This window comes from Caulobacter sp. FV1ye6ST, assembly GCF_058681225.1.
Genome location: NZ_CM178733.1, coordinates 162,421 through 178,250 on the forward strand (window position 1 = coordinate 162,421; position 15,830 = coordinate 178,250).

17 protein-coding genes and 1 riboswitch are annotated in these 15,830 nt (G+C 67.6%); of the genes, 11 read left to right on the forward strand and 6 right to left on the reverse strand.

Annotation, left to right across the window (positions count from 1 at the left end):
• Positions 1 to 28: 28 nt before the first annotated feature.
• Complete coding sequence (gene ispH, locus ACW175_RS00915; RefSeq protein ID WP_492102806.1) at positions 29 to 1,000, reverse strand: 4-hydroxy-3-methylbut-2-enyl diphosphate reductase; 972 nt, start codon at positions 998 to 1,000, stop codon at positions 29 to 31.
• A gap of 142 nt (positions 1,001 to 1,142) precedes the next feature.
• On the opposite strand from ispH, the gene ACW175_RS00920 reads away from it, so the two are divergent.
• The 11 genes from ACW175_RS00920 (at position 1,143) to ACW175_RS00970 (ending at position 12,660) form a co-directional block, all read left to right on the forward strand.
• Positions 1,143 to 1,859 carry a Tat pathway signal sequence domain protein gene (locus ACW175_RS00920; protein ID WP_492102807.1) on the forward strand — a complete coding sequence of 239 codons (717 nt, stop codon included), beginning with the start codon at positions 1,143 to 1,145 and terminating at the stop codon, positions 1,857 to 1,859.
• A complete protein-coding gene (gene argS, locus ACW175_RS00925) occupies positions 1,856 to 3,658 on the forward strand; it encodes an arginine--tRNA ligase (protein WP_492102808.1) in 1,803 nt (600 codons plus the stop codon). Before ACW175_RS00920 ends, argS begins: the two co-directional genes overlap by 4 nt.
• Positions 3,659 to 3,701: 43 nt before the next feature.
• Positions 3,702 to 3,929, forward strand: a complete 228-nt coding sequence (locus ACW175_RS00930; RefSeq protein ID WP_492102809.1) for a DUF1902 domain-containing protein — start codon at positions 3,702 to 3,704, stop codon at positions 3,927 to 3,929.
• A gap of 60 nt (positions 3,930 to 3,989) precedes the next feature.
• The gene (locus tag ACW175_RS00935; RefSeq protein WP_492102810.1) at positions 3,990 to 4,214 is read left to right on the forward strand and encodes a type II toxin-antitoxin system HicA family toxin; all 225 of its coding nucleotides are present in this window, start codon (positions 3,990 to 3,992) and stop codon (positions 4,212 to 4,214) included.
• Positions 4,215 to 4,294: 80 nt separating this feature from the next.
• A complete protein-coding gene (locus ACW175_RS00940; protein WP_492102811.1) occupies positions 4,295 to 6,793 on the forward strand; it encodes a zinc-dependent metalloprotease in 2,499 nt (832 codons plus the stop codon).
• 48 nt (positions 6,794 to 6,841) lie between these two features.
• Positions 6,842 to 6,931, forward strand: a riboswitch (glycine riboswitch).
• Between the two features lie 151 nt (positions 6,932 to 7,082).
• The gene (gene gcvT, locus ACW175_RS00945; protein ID WP_492102812.1) at positions 7,083 to 8,207 is read left to right on the forward strand and encodes a glycine cleavage system aminomethyltransferase GcvT; all 1,125 of its coding nucleotides are present in this window, start codon (positions 7,083 to 7,085) and stop codon (positions 8,205 to 8,207) included.
• A 73-nt stretch (positions 8,208 to 8,280) separates the two neighbouring features.
• Complete coding sequence (gene gcvH / locus ACW175_RS00950) at positions 8,281 to 8,646, forward strand: glycine cleavage system protein GcvH (protein ID WP_492102813.1); 366 nt, start codon at positions 8,281 to 8,283, stop codon at positions 8,644 to 8,646.
• An 86-nt stretch (positions 8,647 to 8,732) separates the two neighbouring features.
• Positions 8,733 to 10,079, forward strand: a complete 1,347-nt coding sequence (gene gcvPA, locus ACW175_RS00955; RefSeq protein ID WP_492102814.1) for an aminomethyl-transferring glycine dehydrogenase subunit GcvPA — start codon at positions 8,733 to 8,735, stop codon at positions 10,077 to 10,079.
• The gene (gene gcvPB / locus ACW175_RS00960) at positions 10,076 to 11,668 is read left to right on the forward strand and encodes an aminomethyl-transferring glycine dehydrogenase subunit GcvPB (RefSeq protein ID WP_492102815.1); all 1,593 of its coding nucleotides are present in this window, start codon (positions 10,076 to 10,078) and stop codon (positions 11,666 to 11,668) included. The genes gcvPA and gcvPB overlap by 4 nt, the downstream gene beginning before the upstream one ends.
• A 132-nt stretch (positions 11,669 to 11,800) precedes the next feature.
• Positions 11,801 to 12,220 (forward strand): hypothetical protein, encoded by a 420-nt coding sequence (locus ACW175_RS00965; RefSeq protein ID WP_492102816.1) that lies wholly within the window; start codon positions 11,801 to 11,803, stop codon positions 12,218 to 12,220.
• Complete coding sequence (locus tag ACW175_RS00970; RefSeq protein WP_492102817.1) at positions 12,217 to 12,660, forward strand: hypothetical protein; 444 nt, start codon at positions 12,217 to 12,219, stop codon at positions 12,658 to 12,660. Before ACW175_RS00965 ends, ACW175_RS00970 begins: the two co-directional genes overlap by 4 nt.
• A 545-nt stretch (positions 12,661 to 13,205) precedes the next feature.
• Here ACW175_RS00970 and ACW175_RS00975 read toward each other — a convergent pair.
• The 5 genes from ACW175_RS00975 to ACW175_RS00995 all read right to left on the reverse strand — a co-directional run bounded on the left by ACW175_RS00975 (position 13,206) and on the right by ACW175_RS00995 (position 15,805).
• Positions 13,206 to 13,715 (reverse strand): F0F1 ATP synthase subunit B, encoded by a 510-nt coding sequence (locus ACW175_RS00975; RefSeq protein ID WP_492102818.1) that lies wholly within the window; start codon positions 13,713 to 13,715, stop codon positions 13,206 to 13,208.
• A 10-nt stretch (positions 13,716 to 13,725) separates the two neighbouring features.
• Positions 13,726 to 14,259, reverse strand: coding sequence for a F0F1 ATP synthase subunit B family protein (locus ACW175_RS00980; RefSeq protein ID WP_492102819.1), 534 nt, complete (start codon positions 14,257 to 14,259; stop codon positions 13,726 to 13,728).
• Between the two features lie 126 nt (positions 14,260 to 14,385).
• Positions 14,386 to 14,610, reverse strand: a complete 225-nt coding sequence (locus ACW175_RS00985) for a F0F1 ATP synthase subunit C (RefSeq protein ID WP_004615714.1) — start codon at positions 14,608 to 14,610, stop codon at positions 14,386 to 14,388.
• 47 nt (positions 14,611 to 14,657) lie between these two features.
• On the reverse strand, positions 14,658 to 15,419 hold the full coding sequence (locus tag ACW175_RS00990) for a F0F1 ATP synthase subunit A (protein ID WP_099575531.1): 762 nt from the start codon (positions 15,417 to 15,419) through the stop codon (positions 14,658 to 14,660).
• Between the two features lie 5 nt (positions 15,420 to 15,424).
• A complete protein-coding gene (locus tag ACW175_RS00995; RefSeq protein ID WP_492102820.1) occupies positions 15,425 to 15,805 on the reverse strand; it encodes an AtpZ/AtpI family protein in 381 nt (126 codons plus the stop codon).
• Between the last annotated feature and the right edge of the window lie 25 nt (positions 15,806 to 15,830).

A 15,830-nucleotide genomic window follows, 5' to 3' on the forward strand; every position in this document is an offset into this window, starting at 1 on the left:
CGACGCGAGGCCTCGGGTCAAGCCGATGCTAAGCCGTCAGTAGCCGCGGCAGCTTGAACGTGATGGTTTCCCGCGCCTCGACCAGTTCCTCCACCGTGGTGTCGAAGCGGGCCGAGATGGCGTCGATGACGCCCTGCACCAGGTCTTCCGGGGCCGAGGCGCCGGCGGTCAGGCCCACGCGCGAGACGTTCTCGAACCAGGTCCAGTCGATGCCGGCCGCGTCGTCGATCAGGTAGGCGGCGGTGGCGCCGGCCTTCAGGCCGACCTCCATCAGGCGCACCGAATTGGACGAGTTCTTCGACCCGACCACGAGCACCAGTTCCGACTGTTCGGCCAGGTGCTTGACCGCGTCCTGGCGGTTGGTGGTGGCGTAGCAGATGTCTTCCTTGTGCGGGGCCGCGATCCCTGGGAAACGCTCGCGCAGCAGGGCGACCATGTCCGCCGTGTCGTCGACCGACAAGGTGGTCTGGGTCAGGAAGGCCACGTTGGCGGCGTCCTTCGGCTGCCAGGCGGCGGCGTCCTTGAGGTCCTCGATCAGGGTGACCGAGCCCTCGGGCAGCTGGCCCATCGTGCCGATGACCTCGGGGTGGCCGGCGTGGCCGATCAGCACGATCTCGCGGCCGGCGTCGTAGTGCTTCTGGGCCTCGACATGGACCTTGGAGACCAGCGGGCAGGTGGCGTCCAGATAGATCATCTGGCGCACTTGGGCCTCGGCCGGCACCGATTTGGGCACGCCGTGGGCCGAGAACACCACCGGGCGGTCGTCGGGGGCCTCGGACAGTTCCTCGATGAACACCGCGCCCAGGGCCTTCAGGCGGTCGACCACGTGGCGATTGTGGACGATCTCGTGGCGCACATAGACGGGCGCGCCGAACTTCTCGACGGCGCGCTCGACGATCTGGATGGCGCGATCCACGCCGGCGCAGAAGCCGCGCGGGCTAGCCAGCACGAGCGAGATCTGACGACGAACCGGCAAAGGGGCGAGCGTATGGGCGTTCATACGCGGAAACTAGTCGTTCAGACGGCCAGGCGCCAGGAGTCTGCGTCGTTGCGACGTCACGCATATGCCTTTATCAGGCTGCATGACGCCGACGGGGCTTTGTGGTCCCGTTTGGCTCTTCCTTTCTCGAACCGGACGTTTCATGCGCCGCACCTTGCCGCTCGCCCTCAGCGCCCTGATGGCCTTCTCGATCGCCGCGACGGCGACGACTGTTCACGCGCAGATGGGACCCGGCGGCGGCCAGGGCGGCGGCCCGGACGACGACGGCGGCGCGGCCAAGAAGAAGAAGCGCGACGAGGAGTGGAACCAGCCCAAGGCGCCGCTGCAGCAGCTGCGCAACGCCGGTCCGTGCCCCTATGTAAAGGTGCTGTACGACGCCAGCCGCTATGTCGAGTTCAAGAACGGCAAGGAAGCGGCGAACCAGGCCGGCTTCACCGGCGAGATCCAGAGCCTCTCGTCGGGCTGCGCCTACAAGACCAATGAGCCGATCAAGATTCGCATCGAAGCTTTGTTCCAGCTGGGCCGTGGCCCGCAGGCCGAGGGCGAAAAGCACGTCTATCGCTACTGGGTCGCCGTCACCGAGCGGAACCAGTCGGTGATCGCCAAGGAATTTTTCGACCTGCCGGTGACTTTCGCGCCCGGCCAGGATCGCGCCTACGCGACCGACACCATCGAGCAGATCACCATTCCGCGCGCCGACGACAAGGTAAGCGGCAGCAACTTCGAGGTGCTGCTGGGCTTCGACGTGACCCCGGAAATGGCCGCCTTCAACCGTGACGGCAAGCGGTTCCGGGTCAATGCCGGCCAGACCGTACAGGCTCAGCAAGCTGGGCAAGCAGGGAACACCAACAAGCAATGAGCGATTTGAAGCGGTCCCTGAGCGAGGCGGCCGCGGCCGCTTTCCAGGCCGCCGGACTGCCCCCCGAATTCGGACGCGTCACCGCCTCCGACCGCCCCGACCTGGCTGATTTCCAGTGCAACGGCGCCCTCGCGGCGGCCAAGAGCGCCAAGCGCAATCCGCGCGAGATCGCCGTGCAGGTCGTTGATATCCTCAAGGGCGACCCTCGCCTGGCCTCGGTCGAGATCGCCGGCGTCGGCTTCATCAACATGCGCGTCAGCGACGAGGCCCTGTCGGCCCGCGCCCGCGAGATCGCCTCCGACGATCGCGCCGGCGCCCAGTTGCTGGAGACGCCGCGCCGGGTGCTGGTCGACTATGCCGGCCCGAACGTGGCCAAGCCGATGCACGTGGGCCACCTGCGCGCCTCGATCATCGGCGAGTCGGTCAAGCGCCTCTATCGCTTCCGCGGCGACGACGTGGTGGGCGACGCCCACTTCGGCGACTGGGGCTTCCAGATGGGACTGCTGATCAGCGCCATCATGGACGAGGATGCCTTCATCAACGCCTTGATGGAGAAGCTGCCCGAGGCGCCGCGCGGCTTCAGCGCCGCCGACGAGGCCAAGGTGATGGCCGAGTTCGAGAGCCGCATCACCCTCGCCGACCTCGACCGGATCTATCCGGCCGCCTCGATCCGCCAGAAGGAAGATCCGGCGTTCAAGGAGCGCGCCCGCAAGGCCACGGCCGAGCTGCAGAACGGCCGCTTCGGCTACCGCCTGTTGTGGCGCCACTTCGTCAATGTCAGCCGCGTGGCGCTGGAGCGCGAGTTCCATGCGCTGGGCGTCGACTTCGACCTGTGGAAGGGCGAGAGCGACGTCAACGACCTGATCGAGCCGATGGTCCGCCAGCTGGAGGCCCAGGGCCTGCTGGTCGACGACCAGGGCGCCCGCATCGTCCGCGTGGCCCGCGAGGGCGACAAGCAGGACGTGCCGCCGCTGCTGGTGGTGTCGTCGGAAGGCTCGGCCATGTACGGCACGACCGATCTGGCCACCATCCTGGATCGCCGCAAGTCGTTCGACCCGCACCTGATCCTCTACTGCGTGGACCAGCGTCAGGCCCTGCACTTCGAGACCGTGTTCCGCGCCGCCTACCTGGCCGGCTACGCCGCCGAGGGCTCGCTGGAGCACATCGGCTTCGGCACCATGAACGGGACGGACGGCAAGCCGTTCAAGACCCGCGCCGGCGGCGTCCTGAAGCTGCACGACCTCATCGAGATGGCCCGCGAGAAGGCCCGCGAGCGCCTGCGCGAAGCCGGCCTTGGCGCCGAGCTGTCGGAAGAGGCCTTCGAAGAGACGGCCCACAAGGTCGGCGTCGCGGCCCTGAAGTTCGCCGACCTGCAGAACTTCCGCGGCACTTCGTACGTCTTCGACCTCGACCGCTTCACCAGTTTCGAGGGCAAGACCGGCCCCTACCTGCTGTACCAGTCGGTGCGCATCAAGAGCGTGCTGCGTCGCGCCGCCGAGGCTGGCGCCGTCGCCGGCCGCATCGTGATCCACGAGCCGGCCGAGCGCGATCTGGCCATGCTGCTCGACGCCTTCGAGGGCGCCCTGCAGGAGGCCTACGACAAGAAGGCCCCCAACTTCGTGGCCGAGCACGCCTACAAGCTGGCTCAGTCGTTCTCGAAGTTCTACGCGGCCTGCCCGATCGTCAGCGCCGACACCGAAGAGCTCCGCGCCTCGCGCCTGACCCTGGCCGAGACCACCCTGCGCCAACTGGTGCTGGCCCTCGACCTGCTCGGCATTGAAGCGCCGGAACGGATGTAGGATCGGTCTTGGCGTTCCCTGTGCACGCGTGCATCATCGGATCATGAGCGACAGCGTCTATCATGTTGCGGCCGAGTGGGATGCCGAAGCCGGCGTCTGGACTTCGTCGAGCAACATTCCGGGGCTGGTCGTCGAGGCGGCCACCCTGCCGGAGTTTGTCGACTTGGTTAGCGCTCTTGCGCCGGAGCTTCTGGCGGAGAATGTAGGGGTCAAGGGTAAGGTGCCTTTGGAGATCAGTGCTCACGGCACCATCGAGTTGGCGGTCGCCTAACGTCCTCTCCGAAAGAACCTTTCGAGAACAAACTTTCTCCCTCGGGCATTTCCGCTAGGATTGGGTGCTCGCGGAAAAAGCGCTCGATTCTCAACGCCTAGAGACTTCTATCCGGAACTCATTCGGCTACTGCTTGACGCGGGCTGCGAGCGTGTGCCGGGCGGCAAGGGCCGCCACGAGAAGTGGAGGTGTCCCAACGGCCTTGTCGTGATCGTCCCGCGTTCGAAAAGCCGACACACCGCTAACTCTGTGCTGAAGCAAGCAGGTCTTCCGAAAGCCTTCTGAGCTTTTGTCGCTCACCCGTTGCAATCCCTGAAATCCCGCACGACAGTCCCGCGGCGCGTGCGCTTGCGTCGGGAGGGGTTATGAACAAGTCCGTGGTCGCCATGTTGATGGCGAGCGTCTGCGTCAGTGCTTTTAGCGCGCCAGCCTTCGCCGAGAAGGCCAAACCCAAAGCCGACAAATATGCCGACGCGACCGCCGGCCTCGAGCGCAGGGACGGCCTGCTGCCGGTCTTTGTCGACAAGAAGGACGGCAAGATCCTGGTGCTGCTGCCCAAGCCGGGCGCGGATGGGATCGCTGGGCGCTACATCTACCAGACCTATCTGCGCTCGGGCTTGGGCTCGAACCCGACGGGGCTGGATCGCTCGGCGCCAGGCGACACCCAGATCATCGCCTTCCGCCGCGTGGGCGGGAAGGTCATCGCTCAGTACGAGAACTGGGGCTTTTCCGCCGCGCGCGGCTCGGTCGACGAGCAGAAGGCGGTGGCCGACTCGTTCCCGATCTCCAGCGTCTGGTCGAACACAATCGAGGCCGAGAGCCCGGACGGCGGCCTGCTGGTCGACGTGACCAGCTTCCTCACCCGTGACGCCCAGGGCGTCGCCAAGACCCTCAAGCGCAGCAAGCAGGGCGACTTCCGCCTGAACGACGGCCTGTCCTACGCCGACACCGGCGCGGTGAACGTCTTCCCGCTGAACGTCGAGCTGGAGGCGGTCGAGACCTTCGTCGGCGATGATCCGGGTTCGGAGGTTCGCGGCATCGTTCCCGATCCGCGCAACGTGACCCTGGCCCTGCACCACTCGCTCGTGGCCCTGCCCGAGCCGGGCTATCAGCCGCGCCAGAACGATCCGCGCGTCGGGGTGATCGACCACACCGTCGCCGACTATTCCGCGCCGCTGGGCGAGCCGCTGGTCTATCGCCTGGTCCATCGCTTCCGGCTGGAGAAGACCGATCCGAGCGCCGCCCGCTCGCCGGTCAAGAAGCCGATCGTCTTCTATGTCGACCGCGCCGCGCCCGAGCCGGTGCGCTCGGCCCTGATCGAGGGCGGCCGCTGGTGGAACCAGGCCTTCGAGGCCGCAGGCTTCATCGACGCCTTCAAGGTCGAGCTGCTGCCCGAGGGCGTCAGCCCGCTCGACGCCCGCTACAGCGTCGTCAACTGGGTCCACCGCCAGACGCGCGGCTGGTCGTACGGCCACGCGGTGGTCGACCCGCGCACCGGCGAGATCATCAAGGGCGACGTGCTGCTGGGCTCGCAGCGCGTCCGCCAGGACCGGATGATCTTCGAGGGGCTGGAAGGCGCGGCGGCCACGGGCCAGGGCGGTCCCAACGATCCGATCGAGATCTCGCTGGCCCGCCTACGCCAGCTGGCCCCGCACGAGATCGGCCACTCGATCGGCCTGCAGCACAATTTCGCCGCCAGCACCTATGGCGACCGGGCCTCGGTGATGGACTATCCGGCCCCGAGGATCGCCATCAAGGGCGGCCAGCTGGACTTTTCCGACGCCTATGGGCGCGGCGTGGGCGCCTGGGACAAGTTCGTGATCGACTGGCTGTACGGCGTCGCCCCCGCCGGGACCGACGAGAAGGCGTGGCTGAAGGCCAAGGCCGACAAGAGCCAGGCCGACGGCCTGCGCTATGTCGCCGACGAGGACGCCCGGGGCTCCGATACGCCGCATCCGGTCGGCGCGGTCTGGGACAATGGTTCCGATCCGGTCGTCGAGCTCGATCACCTGATGGCCGTGCGCAAGATCGCGCTGGACCGCTTCGGCCTGGCCAACCTGCCCAAGGGCGGGTCGGTGGCCGACCTGCGCCGCGTGATCGTGCCGATCTACATCTTCCACCGCTATCAGGTCGACGCGACGGCCAAGCTGGTCGGCGGCGTCGACTTCACCTACGCCGCCGAGGGCGATGGCCACGAGCCCAGCAAGATCGTCCCGCCGGCTCGCCAGGTCGCCGCCATTGACGCCCTGCTGCGGACGCTGACGCCCGCCGCGCTGGACCTTTCCGACAAGACCCTGGACGTCCTGACCTCGGGCCAGTCGCAGGGCAACGACAAGGCCAATGATATCGAGACCTTCGGCCAGGGGCCGGTCTTCGACCTGCCGGCGACCGCCGACGTCGCCGCCGACCTCGTCTGGGGCGACCTGTTCGCGCCGGCGCGTCTGAACCGCCTGATGGAGGCCAAGCGCCGCGATCCGACCCAGCCGGGCGTCGAGGGGCTGATGGACAAGGCCCTGGCCTTCGCCGCCTTTGACGGCAAGGCGGCCGGTCGCCAGGCCGAGCTGGCCCGCCGCGTCCGCCAGCGCATGGTGGTCAATCTGGCCAACGCTTTGGGCGACAAGGATCTCTCGCCGACCGCCGCCGCGGTGATCCGTGCGCGCCTGGCAGACTGGGGCAAGGGGCTCAAGGCCGTGACCGCCGGCGACGCCGCCGATCGCGCCCAGGCGCGCGCCCTGGCCGGCGTCGTCACCGACGAGAGCGGCGAGCGCCTGGCCGCGCTGATCGAGGACGGAAAGGCCAAGGTCGCCATCCCGCCCGGCCCGCCGATCGGCGAGGACGACTGGTTTGGAGGCGTCGGCCTCTGACGTGGCAGGCCGTGCTTGACTCGCACGGCCGCCTCCCGCATCACCCCGACGACCCTCGCGGGAGACATCGGGATTCGTCCCGAGGCCGAAGGCGCAACCGCCCCGGAAACGCTCAGGCAAAAGGACCGCGCGGGTTTAGGAACGCTGGAAAGAAGCCTCCCGAAAGGGCGGCTCGCCGAAGGAGCAAGGCCATGCGAATGGCCGGAATCTCTCAGGCCTAAGGGACAGCGGGGGCGCGACCAGTCGGCGAGAGCCGACCGTCTCGCCGACCCCGTTTGGAGCCCGTCCAGTGTCCGACCAAGACCTCAAGAAGACCCCGCTCTTCGACGCCCACGTGGCGCTGGGCGCGCGCATGGTGCCGTTCGCCGGCTATTCGATGCCGGTGCAGTACAAGGACGGGGTGCTGAAAGAGCACCTGTGGACCCGCGAGCACGCCGGCCTGTTCGACGTCTCGCACATGGGCCAGGCGCGCATCCGGGGCGCCAATGGTGACGCAAGCCCGGCCAAGAGCTTCGAGAAGGTGGTCTCGGCCGACTACCAGGGCCTGAAGCCGGGCAAGCAACGCTATGGCGTGCTGCTGAACGCCGAGGGCGGGATCATCGACGACCTGATGACCGCGCGTCCCGACGACGACGGCCTGTTCGTGGTGGTCAACGGCGCCTGCAAGGACAACGACTACAAGATCATCGCCGACGCCCTGGCCGGCGAGGCCACGGTGACCCGCCTGGAGGACCGCGCGCTGCTGGCGCTGCAAGGTCCGCGGGCCGCCGCCGTGCTGGCCGCCCACGTTCCCGAAGCCGCCGGCATGGTGTTCATGGACAGCCTGGCCCTGACCGCGTTCGGCGTCGACGCCATCATTTCGCGCTCGGGCTATACCGGCGAGGACGGCTACGAGATCTCGGTCCCGGCCGACGCGGCGACGCGCATCTGGAACACTCTGCTGGACGACGAGCGCGTCAAGCCGATCGGCCTGGGCGCCCGCGACAGCCTGCGCCTGGAAGCCGGCCTGCCGCTGTATGGCCACGACCTGGACGAGACCGTCTCGCCGATCGAGGGCGGCCTGAACTTCGCCGTCGGCAAGTCGCGCCGCGAGGCCGGCGACTATCTGGGCGCGGCCCGGATCGCCAAGGAGCTGGCCGGTGAGCTGTCGCGCGTCCGCGTCAATCTGAAGGTGCTGGAAGGCGCCCCGGCCCGCGAAGGCGCCGAGATCGCCGACGAAGCAGGCAATGTCATCGGCAAGGTGACCAGCGGCGGCTTCGCCCCCAGCCTGGGCTTCCCCATCGCCATCGGTTTCGCCCCGCCGGCCTATGCCGCGATCGGAACCAAGTTGAAAGTCATCGTGCGAGGCAAACAGGCGGCCGCCGAGGTGGTCGCCACGCCGTTCGTGCCGAACCGTTACGTCCGCAAACTCTAAAGCGCGACAGCCAAAAGTGGCCGCCGGTTTTGGCGGCCGTCGCGCGCTAAACCTAGAAAGAAGGACCCAGGCAATGCGCTTCACCAAAGATCATGAGTGGGTGATCGTCCAAGACGACGTCGCCACGGTCGGCATCACCGCCTACGCCGCCGAGCAACTGGGCGACGTGGTGTTCGTCGAGGTTCCGGAAGCCGGCAAGACCGTGAAGCAGGGCGAGAACCTCGCCGTCGTCGAGAGCGTCAAGGCCGCCTCGGACGTCTACGCGCCGGTCTCGGGCGAGGTCGTCGAGGGCAATGCCGAGCTCTCCGATACGCCGGAAACCGTCAACGCCCTGCCGGAAAGCGGCGGCTGGTTCGCCAAGATCAAGCTGTCGAACCCGGCCGAGGTCGACGCCCTGATGGACCGCGACGCATACGAAGCGTTCCTGGGCACGCTTTAAACCCCGCTCATCCCCGCGAAAGCGGGGACCCATGCGGCCCCTTCAGCTTAGGTCCCCGCTTTCGCGGGGATGAGCGGATTTAGAAAATGCGTTATCTCCCCCTGACCCCTGAAGACCGCGTCGAGATGCTCGGCGCGATCGGCGTCAAGTCGATCGACGACCTGTTCGTGGACGTGCCAGCCTCGGCCCAGCGTTCCGGAACCGTCGACCTGCCGCTGCACGCCGGCGAGATCGAAGTCGAGCGCGAGATGGCGGGCCTGGCCCGTCGCAATCGCTCGGCGGGGGAGGGGCCGTTCTTCTGCGGGGCCGGCGCCTATCGCCACCATGTGCCGGCCACGGTCGACCACATCATCCAGCGGTCGGAGTTCCTGACCAGCTACACGCCGTATCAGCCGGAAATCGCCCAGGGCACGCTGCAGGTCCTGTTCGAGTTCCAGAGCCAGGTCGCGGCCCTGACCGGCATGGAGGTGGCCAACGCCTCGCTCTATGACGGTTCGACCGGCGCGGCGGAAGCCGTGATGATGGCCCACCGCATCACCCGCCGGACCAAGGCGGTGATGTCGGGTGGCGTCCATCCGCACTATGTCGAGACCATCGAGACCCTGGCCCACGCGGCCGGTGTCGCGACGCAGGCCCTGCCCGCCGCCATCGACGCCGAGGCCGCGGTGATCGCCGCCATCGACGCCGAAACCGCCTGCGTCGTCGTCCAGACCCCCAACGTGTTCGGCACGGTCACCGACGTCACCAAGATCGCCGAGGCCGCCCAGGCCGCCGGCGCGCTGCTGATCGTGGTCACCACCGAGGCCGTGTCGTACGGCCTGCTGAAGTCGCCCGGCGAGATGGGCGCCGACATCGCGGTGGCCGAGGGCCAGTCGATCGGCAACGGCCTGAACTTCGGCGGTCCCTATATCGGCCTCTTCGCCTGCAAGGAAAAGTTCGTCCGTCAGATGCCGGGCCGCCTGTGCGGCGAGACCGTCGACGCCGACGGCAAGCGCGGCTTCGTGCTGACCCTGTCGACCCGCGAGCAGCACATCCGCCGCGACAAGGCGACCTCGAACATCTGCACCAACAGCGGCCTCTGCGCCCTGGCGTTCAGCATCCACATGAGCCTGCTGGGCGAGACAGGGCTGCGCCAGCTGGCCGCCCTGAACCACCAGAAGGCCCTGGCCCTGCGCGATGCGCTGAAAGCCGTGCCGGGCGTCGAGATCCTGACCCCGCGCTTCTTCAACGAGTTCGCCATCCGCCTGCCGAAGAACGCCGCCGACGTGGTCGAGACCCTGGCCAACAACGGCGTCATCGCCGGCGTGCCGTTCTCGCGTCTCGACGCGGGCGCGGGCCTGGACGACGTGCTGCTGGTCGCGGCCACCGAAACCACGCTCGACATCGACATGACCTTCTTCGCCAAGATCCTCACCAAGGCGGTGGCCCAATGAGCATGAACAATATCGGCCGCCCCACGCGCCCGGAAGCCGCCGCCCCAAAATCCATCGGGGACGGCCCGGAGGGTCATGAGACCCTGACGGGAAATCGCGGCCTGCTCCAGAACGAAGCCCTGATCTTCGAACTGGATTGCTGGAACAAGACCGGCGTCGACCTGCCCGAAGCCGCCGCCCCGTCGAGCGACCTGGCCGGCCTGCTGCGGGCCGCGCCGATCGGCCTGCCGGGCCTGTCGGAGCCTGAAGCCGTCCGCCACTATGTGCGCCTGTCCCAGAAGAACCACGCCATCGACCTGGCGCTGTATCCGCTGGGCTCGTGCACGATGAAGCACAATCCGCGCCTGAACGAGAAGATGGCGCGCCTGCCGGGCTTCTCGGACATCCACCCGCTGCAGCCGGAGTCCACCGTGCAGGGCGCCCTGCAGCTGATGGACCGTCTGGCCCACTGGCTGAAGACCCTGACCGGCATGCCCGCCGTCGCGCTGAGCCCCAAGGCCGGCGCCCACGGCGAGATGTGCGGCATGCTGGCCATCCGCGCCGCCCACGAGGCCAACGGCCAGGGCCACCGCAAGACGGTGCTGGCCCCGACCAGCGCCCACGGCACCAACCCGGCCACGGCCGCCTTCGTCGGCTACACCGTGGTCGAGATCGCCCAGACCGACGACGGCCGGGTCGACATGGCGGATCTGGAGTCCAAGCTCGGCGACCACGTGGCCGCCATCATGGTCACCAACCCCAACACCTGCGGCCTGTTCGAGCGCGACGTCGTCGAGATCGCCCGCCTGACCCACGCGGCGGGCGCGTACTTCTACTGCGACGGCGCCAACTTCAACGCTATCGTCGGCCGGGTGCGTCCGGGCGACCTGGGCGTCGACGCCATGCACATCAACCTGCACAAGACCTTCTCGACGCCCCACGGCGGCGGCGGTCCGGGCGCGGGTCCGGTGGTGCTGAGCCAGGCCCTGGCGCCGTTCGCGCCCACGCCTTGGCTGGTCCACGACGACAACGGCTTCTCGCTGGTCGAGCACGCGGGCGAGGCGGGAGCCGAGACCGCATTCGGCCGCATGAGCGCCTTCCACGGCCAGATGGGCATGTATGTCCGCGCCTACGCCTACATGCTCAGCCACGGGGCCGACGGCCTGCGCCAGGTGGCCGAGGACGCCGTCCTCAACGCCAACTACGTCAAGGCCCGCCTGAAGGACGTGATGAGCCCGGCTTTCCCGGACGGTCCGTGCATGCACGAGGCCCTGTTCGACGACAGCTGGCTGGAAGGCACCGGGGTGACCACGCTGGACTTCGCCAAGGCGATGATCGACGAGGGCTTCCACCCGATGACCATGTATTTCCCGCTGGTCGTCCATGGCGCGATGCTGATCGAGCCGACCGAAACCGAGAGCAAGCAGGAGCTGGATCGCTTCATCGAAGCGCTTCGCCTGCTCGCGGGCGCGGCCAAGTCGGGAGATACGGAGCGCTTCAAGGGCGCGCCGTTCCACGCGCCGCTGCGTCGCCTCGACGAGACCCTGGCGGCCCGCAAGCCCCGGTTGAGGTGGAAACCTGTGGCCGCGGCGCCACTAGCCGCTGAATAGCAAATTCCATACCCCCCTTGCGACCGCGGGGCGCCTTTACGGCGCCCTGTTGTCTCCACATATCGGGGGAGCGCATCCGGGCTGACTGGCTTTTCCAGGGAGCAAGCGGCGCGTGAGCCCGTTCGTCCTCCCATGACTGCATTAGCCCTCGCCATGCCGCGCGCCCGACGCACCGCCGATGACCTCGCCCGCGAGCTCGTGGCGCGTTTTCTGCGCGTCATTCTGGTGACGCTGGGCGTTCTGCTGGTCCTTGGCGGCATACTGATCGCGCCTCTGCCGGGCCCCATGGGCCTGCCGCTGACCGTGGTCGGCCTGATGCTGGTGCTGCGCAATTCGTTCAAGGCCCGCAAGCAGTTCGTCCGCTTCCAGCACGCCCACCCCAAGCTGATCTTCCCGCTGCGCCGCCTGCTGCGCCGCGAGCCGGAAGTTGTGCTGGTGGCCTGGCAACAGGCCCTGCGGGTCGAGCGCCTGATCGTGCCGCGCCGGTGGCGGGTGGCCGTTCGTTGGCGTAAGTCGTTCAAGCTCCGCGCTCTGAAGCGTAGCCAAAGGTGAGCGCTGTCGCCACGATTGACGATATCAAGCACAGGGTCCGGCGCCGCGCGCGCCTGGCCTTGCTGCTGCGCGAGTCCGCCGCCCGCGCCTTCCGCTGGATCGCCATCGGCTTCGGCACGCTGGTGATCCTGGCCGGCGCCGTGCTGACGCCGCTGCCGGGCCACCTGGGCCTGCCGCTCCTGGTCATCGGGCTGATGATCGTGCTGCGCTACTCGTTCGCCGCGCGGAAGACCTTCATCCGCTGGCAGAAGCGCCACCCCAAGCTGGTCTTCCCGATCCGCCGCCTGATGCGCCGCGAGCCCGAGGTGCTGCTGGTCGTCTGGCAGCAGATGCTCCGTACCGAGAAGATGATCCTGCGCCGCGCCCGCTGGCGCCTGTTGAAGAAGACCCGCAAGCGCGTGAAGAAGTACGTGGCGCGGAAGATGGCGAAGAAGGACTAGGGCAGGGCCTCGGCTTTAGGCCCTTAGCCGACTCTCAACCTTGAGGGCGCAGGTTCGCGGTCATGAAGCTGAAACTTGCACTTCTTGCGTTGATCGCCATGGCTCTGGCTAGCTGCGGGAGGTCGCAGACCCCCGCTCGCCCGGATGCCCCCGCCTGGGTGTCGGAGAAGTTCAATGTTCTGAGGCGGATCGGTATCGACCCGAGCGCTGATCTCGTGGCGGCTGCCAACTACCACTGGAGCTGGAGGTCGCGTAGTGAAGTCGTAGCGGGAAGCTACCGTTGCCCGATCGGTAGTTCTGTGGACGTATCTCGCAGGATAGTTGTCGTACGCACGCCTTCGTCGCAGGCTTGTCGTGGACCTCGCGGCGACGCGGTCCAGACGTTAAAGATCCTCCCGGACGGGTCGGCTGAGCCTCTGGGCGGCCAAGGCGGCTAGCCACCCTTCTCAGGCACCCGACAGGTCTGCTCCACCGCAACCGCCCAAAAGAAAAGGGCGCGGACCTTTCAGTCCGCGCCCTCTTGTCTTGTCCGATGGCGCTAGCCGCTATTGCAGCTTTGCGCCCATCTGGCGGATCGCGGCGTCGACCAGGCCGTCGTTCGTCGAACCGGCGAGGCGGGCGGCCAGGACGGTCTCGGCGGCTTGCGCGGCGAGATCCACCGCGGCGGCCTTCACGTCGGCGGCGGCTTGCGCCTCGGCCTGGGCGATCTTGCGTTCGGCCATTTCGGCGCGGCGCTTGATCTGCTCCTCGAGCTTTTCCTTGGCTTCCTCGGCCATCCGCTTGGCGTCGGCCTTGGCGGCCTCCATCATGGCTGCGGCCTGGCGCTCGGCTTCGTCGCGCTGGGCCTTGACGTCCGCGAGCAGGGCCTGGGCCTCTTCACGCAGCGTCTGGGCTTCGTCGAGCTCGGCCTTGATCTTGGCGGCGTAGCCGTCCAGCGCGCCGAACAGCGCGCCCGGCAGAACCTTCAGATAGACCAGCAGGCCGAAGAAGATCACCAGGGCGACCAGAACCCAGAACTCGGGGTTCGAGAGGCTGAACAGGGATTCGTGTTCCATCGTCAGCTCCTTAGGCCAGGGCCGACTTCAGCTCGGCGGCCGTGGCCGCCTTGCCGGTCAGCTTCTGGACGATCGCGCCGGCCGTGTCCTGAGCCACCTCGCGGACATGGCTCATGGCCGTGTCGCGGGCGGCCTGGATCGAGGCTTCGGCCGCGGCCAGCTTCTCGGCCAGGACGGCCTCTTCCTTGGCCTGACGCTCGGCGGCTTCGGCCGAAGCCTTGGCCTTCGCATCGGCGGCCGTCTTCTGGGCCTTGGCGCGCGCCTCGGCCACTTCGGCGGCGGCCGCGCGGGCCTGGGCCTCCGCCTCGTCCTTCAGACGACGGGCGTCGGCGATGTCGCCGGCGATCTTGGCGCCGCGCTCGTCGATCGCGCCGCTGACGCGGGGCAGCAGGCCCTTCGACAGCACCGCGTAGAGGACGGCGAAGATGAGCAGCAGCCAAACGATCTGACCGCCCCAGTGCTCGAACTGCAGCTGCGGAAGGCCGCCGCTTTCGTGCTTGGGGGCTTCAGTCGTCTCGACCGCGCCGTGATGTTCCGTCGCCATGGGCGAAGGCGCCTCTCAGCTAGTGCGCTTGAAGCGGACCGTCATCCGGCCCGCTCCAGAAAGCGCGAGAAAACAGAAAGCATGGAGCGCGTCGCTTCCGATGAAGCGCCGCGCCCCAGGGTCGGATTACGAGAACAGGATCAGGAAGGCGATGACCAGGGCGAAGATGCCCAGGGCTTCCGTCAGGGCCATGCCCAGGAACAGCATCGGGCGCTCTTGAGCGGCGGCCGTCGGGTTGCGCAGAGCGCCTTGGAAGTAGTTGCCGAACATCACGCCCAGGCCAACGCCCGCGCCGATCATGCCGAGCATGGCCAGGCCAGCGCCGATGTACTTAGCTGCAGCAGCGTCCATGATAGAGACTCCTTGGAAGGGTATTTGTTGGAAAGACTAAAGGTTGATCAGTGGCTGTCGAGGTGCACGACGTCGTTGATGTAGACGCAGGCGAGCACCGCGAACACGAAGGCCTGCAGGAAGGCCACCATGAACTCGAGGGCCGTCAGGGCGACGACCGAGGTCAGGGCCAGGGCCGAACCGGCCCAGCCCAGGGCGCCGAGACCGCCCAGGGCGATCACGAAGCCGGCGAAGATCTTCAGCACCACGTGGCCGCCCAGCATGTTGCCGAACAGACGAAGGCCCAGGGTGATGGGGCGGATCAGGAACGACAGGATCTCGATCGGCACCAGCAGGAAGTACAGCGGCCACGGCACGCCCGACGGGGCGAACAGCTTGAAGAACTTGAGGCCGTTCTTGGCGAAGCCGACGGCGACCACGGTCAGGATGACCATCAGGCCCAGCGTCAGGGTAACGGCCAGCTGCGACGTGGCGGTGAACACCAGGAACATGCCCTGGATGTTCATGAACAGCACGAAGGCGAACAGCGTGAAGATGAACGGCAGGAACTTCTTGCCGTCGTGGCCGATGATCGACTCCGCGAGCCCATCGACCAGTCCGTAGAGCATCTCGCCCACCGCCTGCAGGCGGCCCGGGACGACGGCCTTGCGCGCGGCCAGGCTGTAGAACGTGATGACCAGCAGCGCCGCCAGCATCATCGCGAACACCGAGTTCGTGATCGACAGGTCGATAGCGCCGAGGCCGGGAACGGTCACGGTGGGCAGTTCCACGATCTTCTGGATCTGGAACTGGTGCATCGGATCGGCCATCGGCCCTAGTCTCTCTTCTGCTTGGGGACGGTTGACCCGCCTCCCGTGTCTCCGTCGGCATTCCCTTGAGGGGACGGCGCCGACGCCTGCGCGCTCATTTTCGTCGCCTTGCGGACGACGGAGAAAATCGAGAGCCCCAAGCCGATCAGCAGACCGCCGACCATGCCCCAGGGGCTCGTGTGGACATAGTGGTCGAGCAGCCAGCCGAAGCCGAGGCCCACCAGTACGCCCCCGATCAAATCCGCCAGGAGGCGATAGCCGTCCTGGTTGGCCTTTTCGGACGCGGCTTTCGCCGGCTTTTCCGCCGCCTTCCTCGCCTCAAATGCGTCGAGCCGAGCGTCGAGGCTTTCCAGAGCCTTGTCGTTCGGTTCGTCGGCCTTGGGCATGGGAGCGGCAGGTCCGAAAACGCCG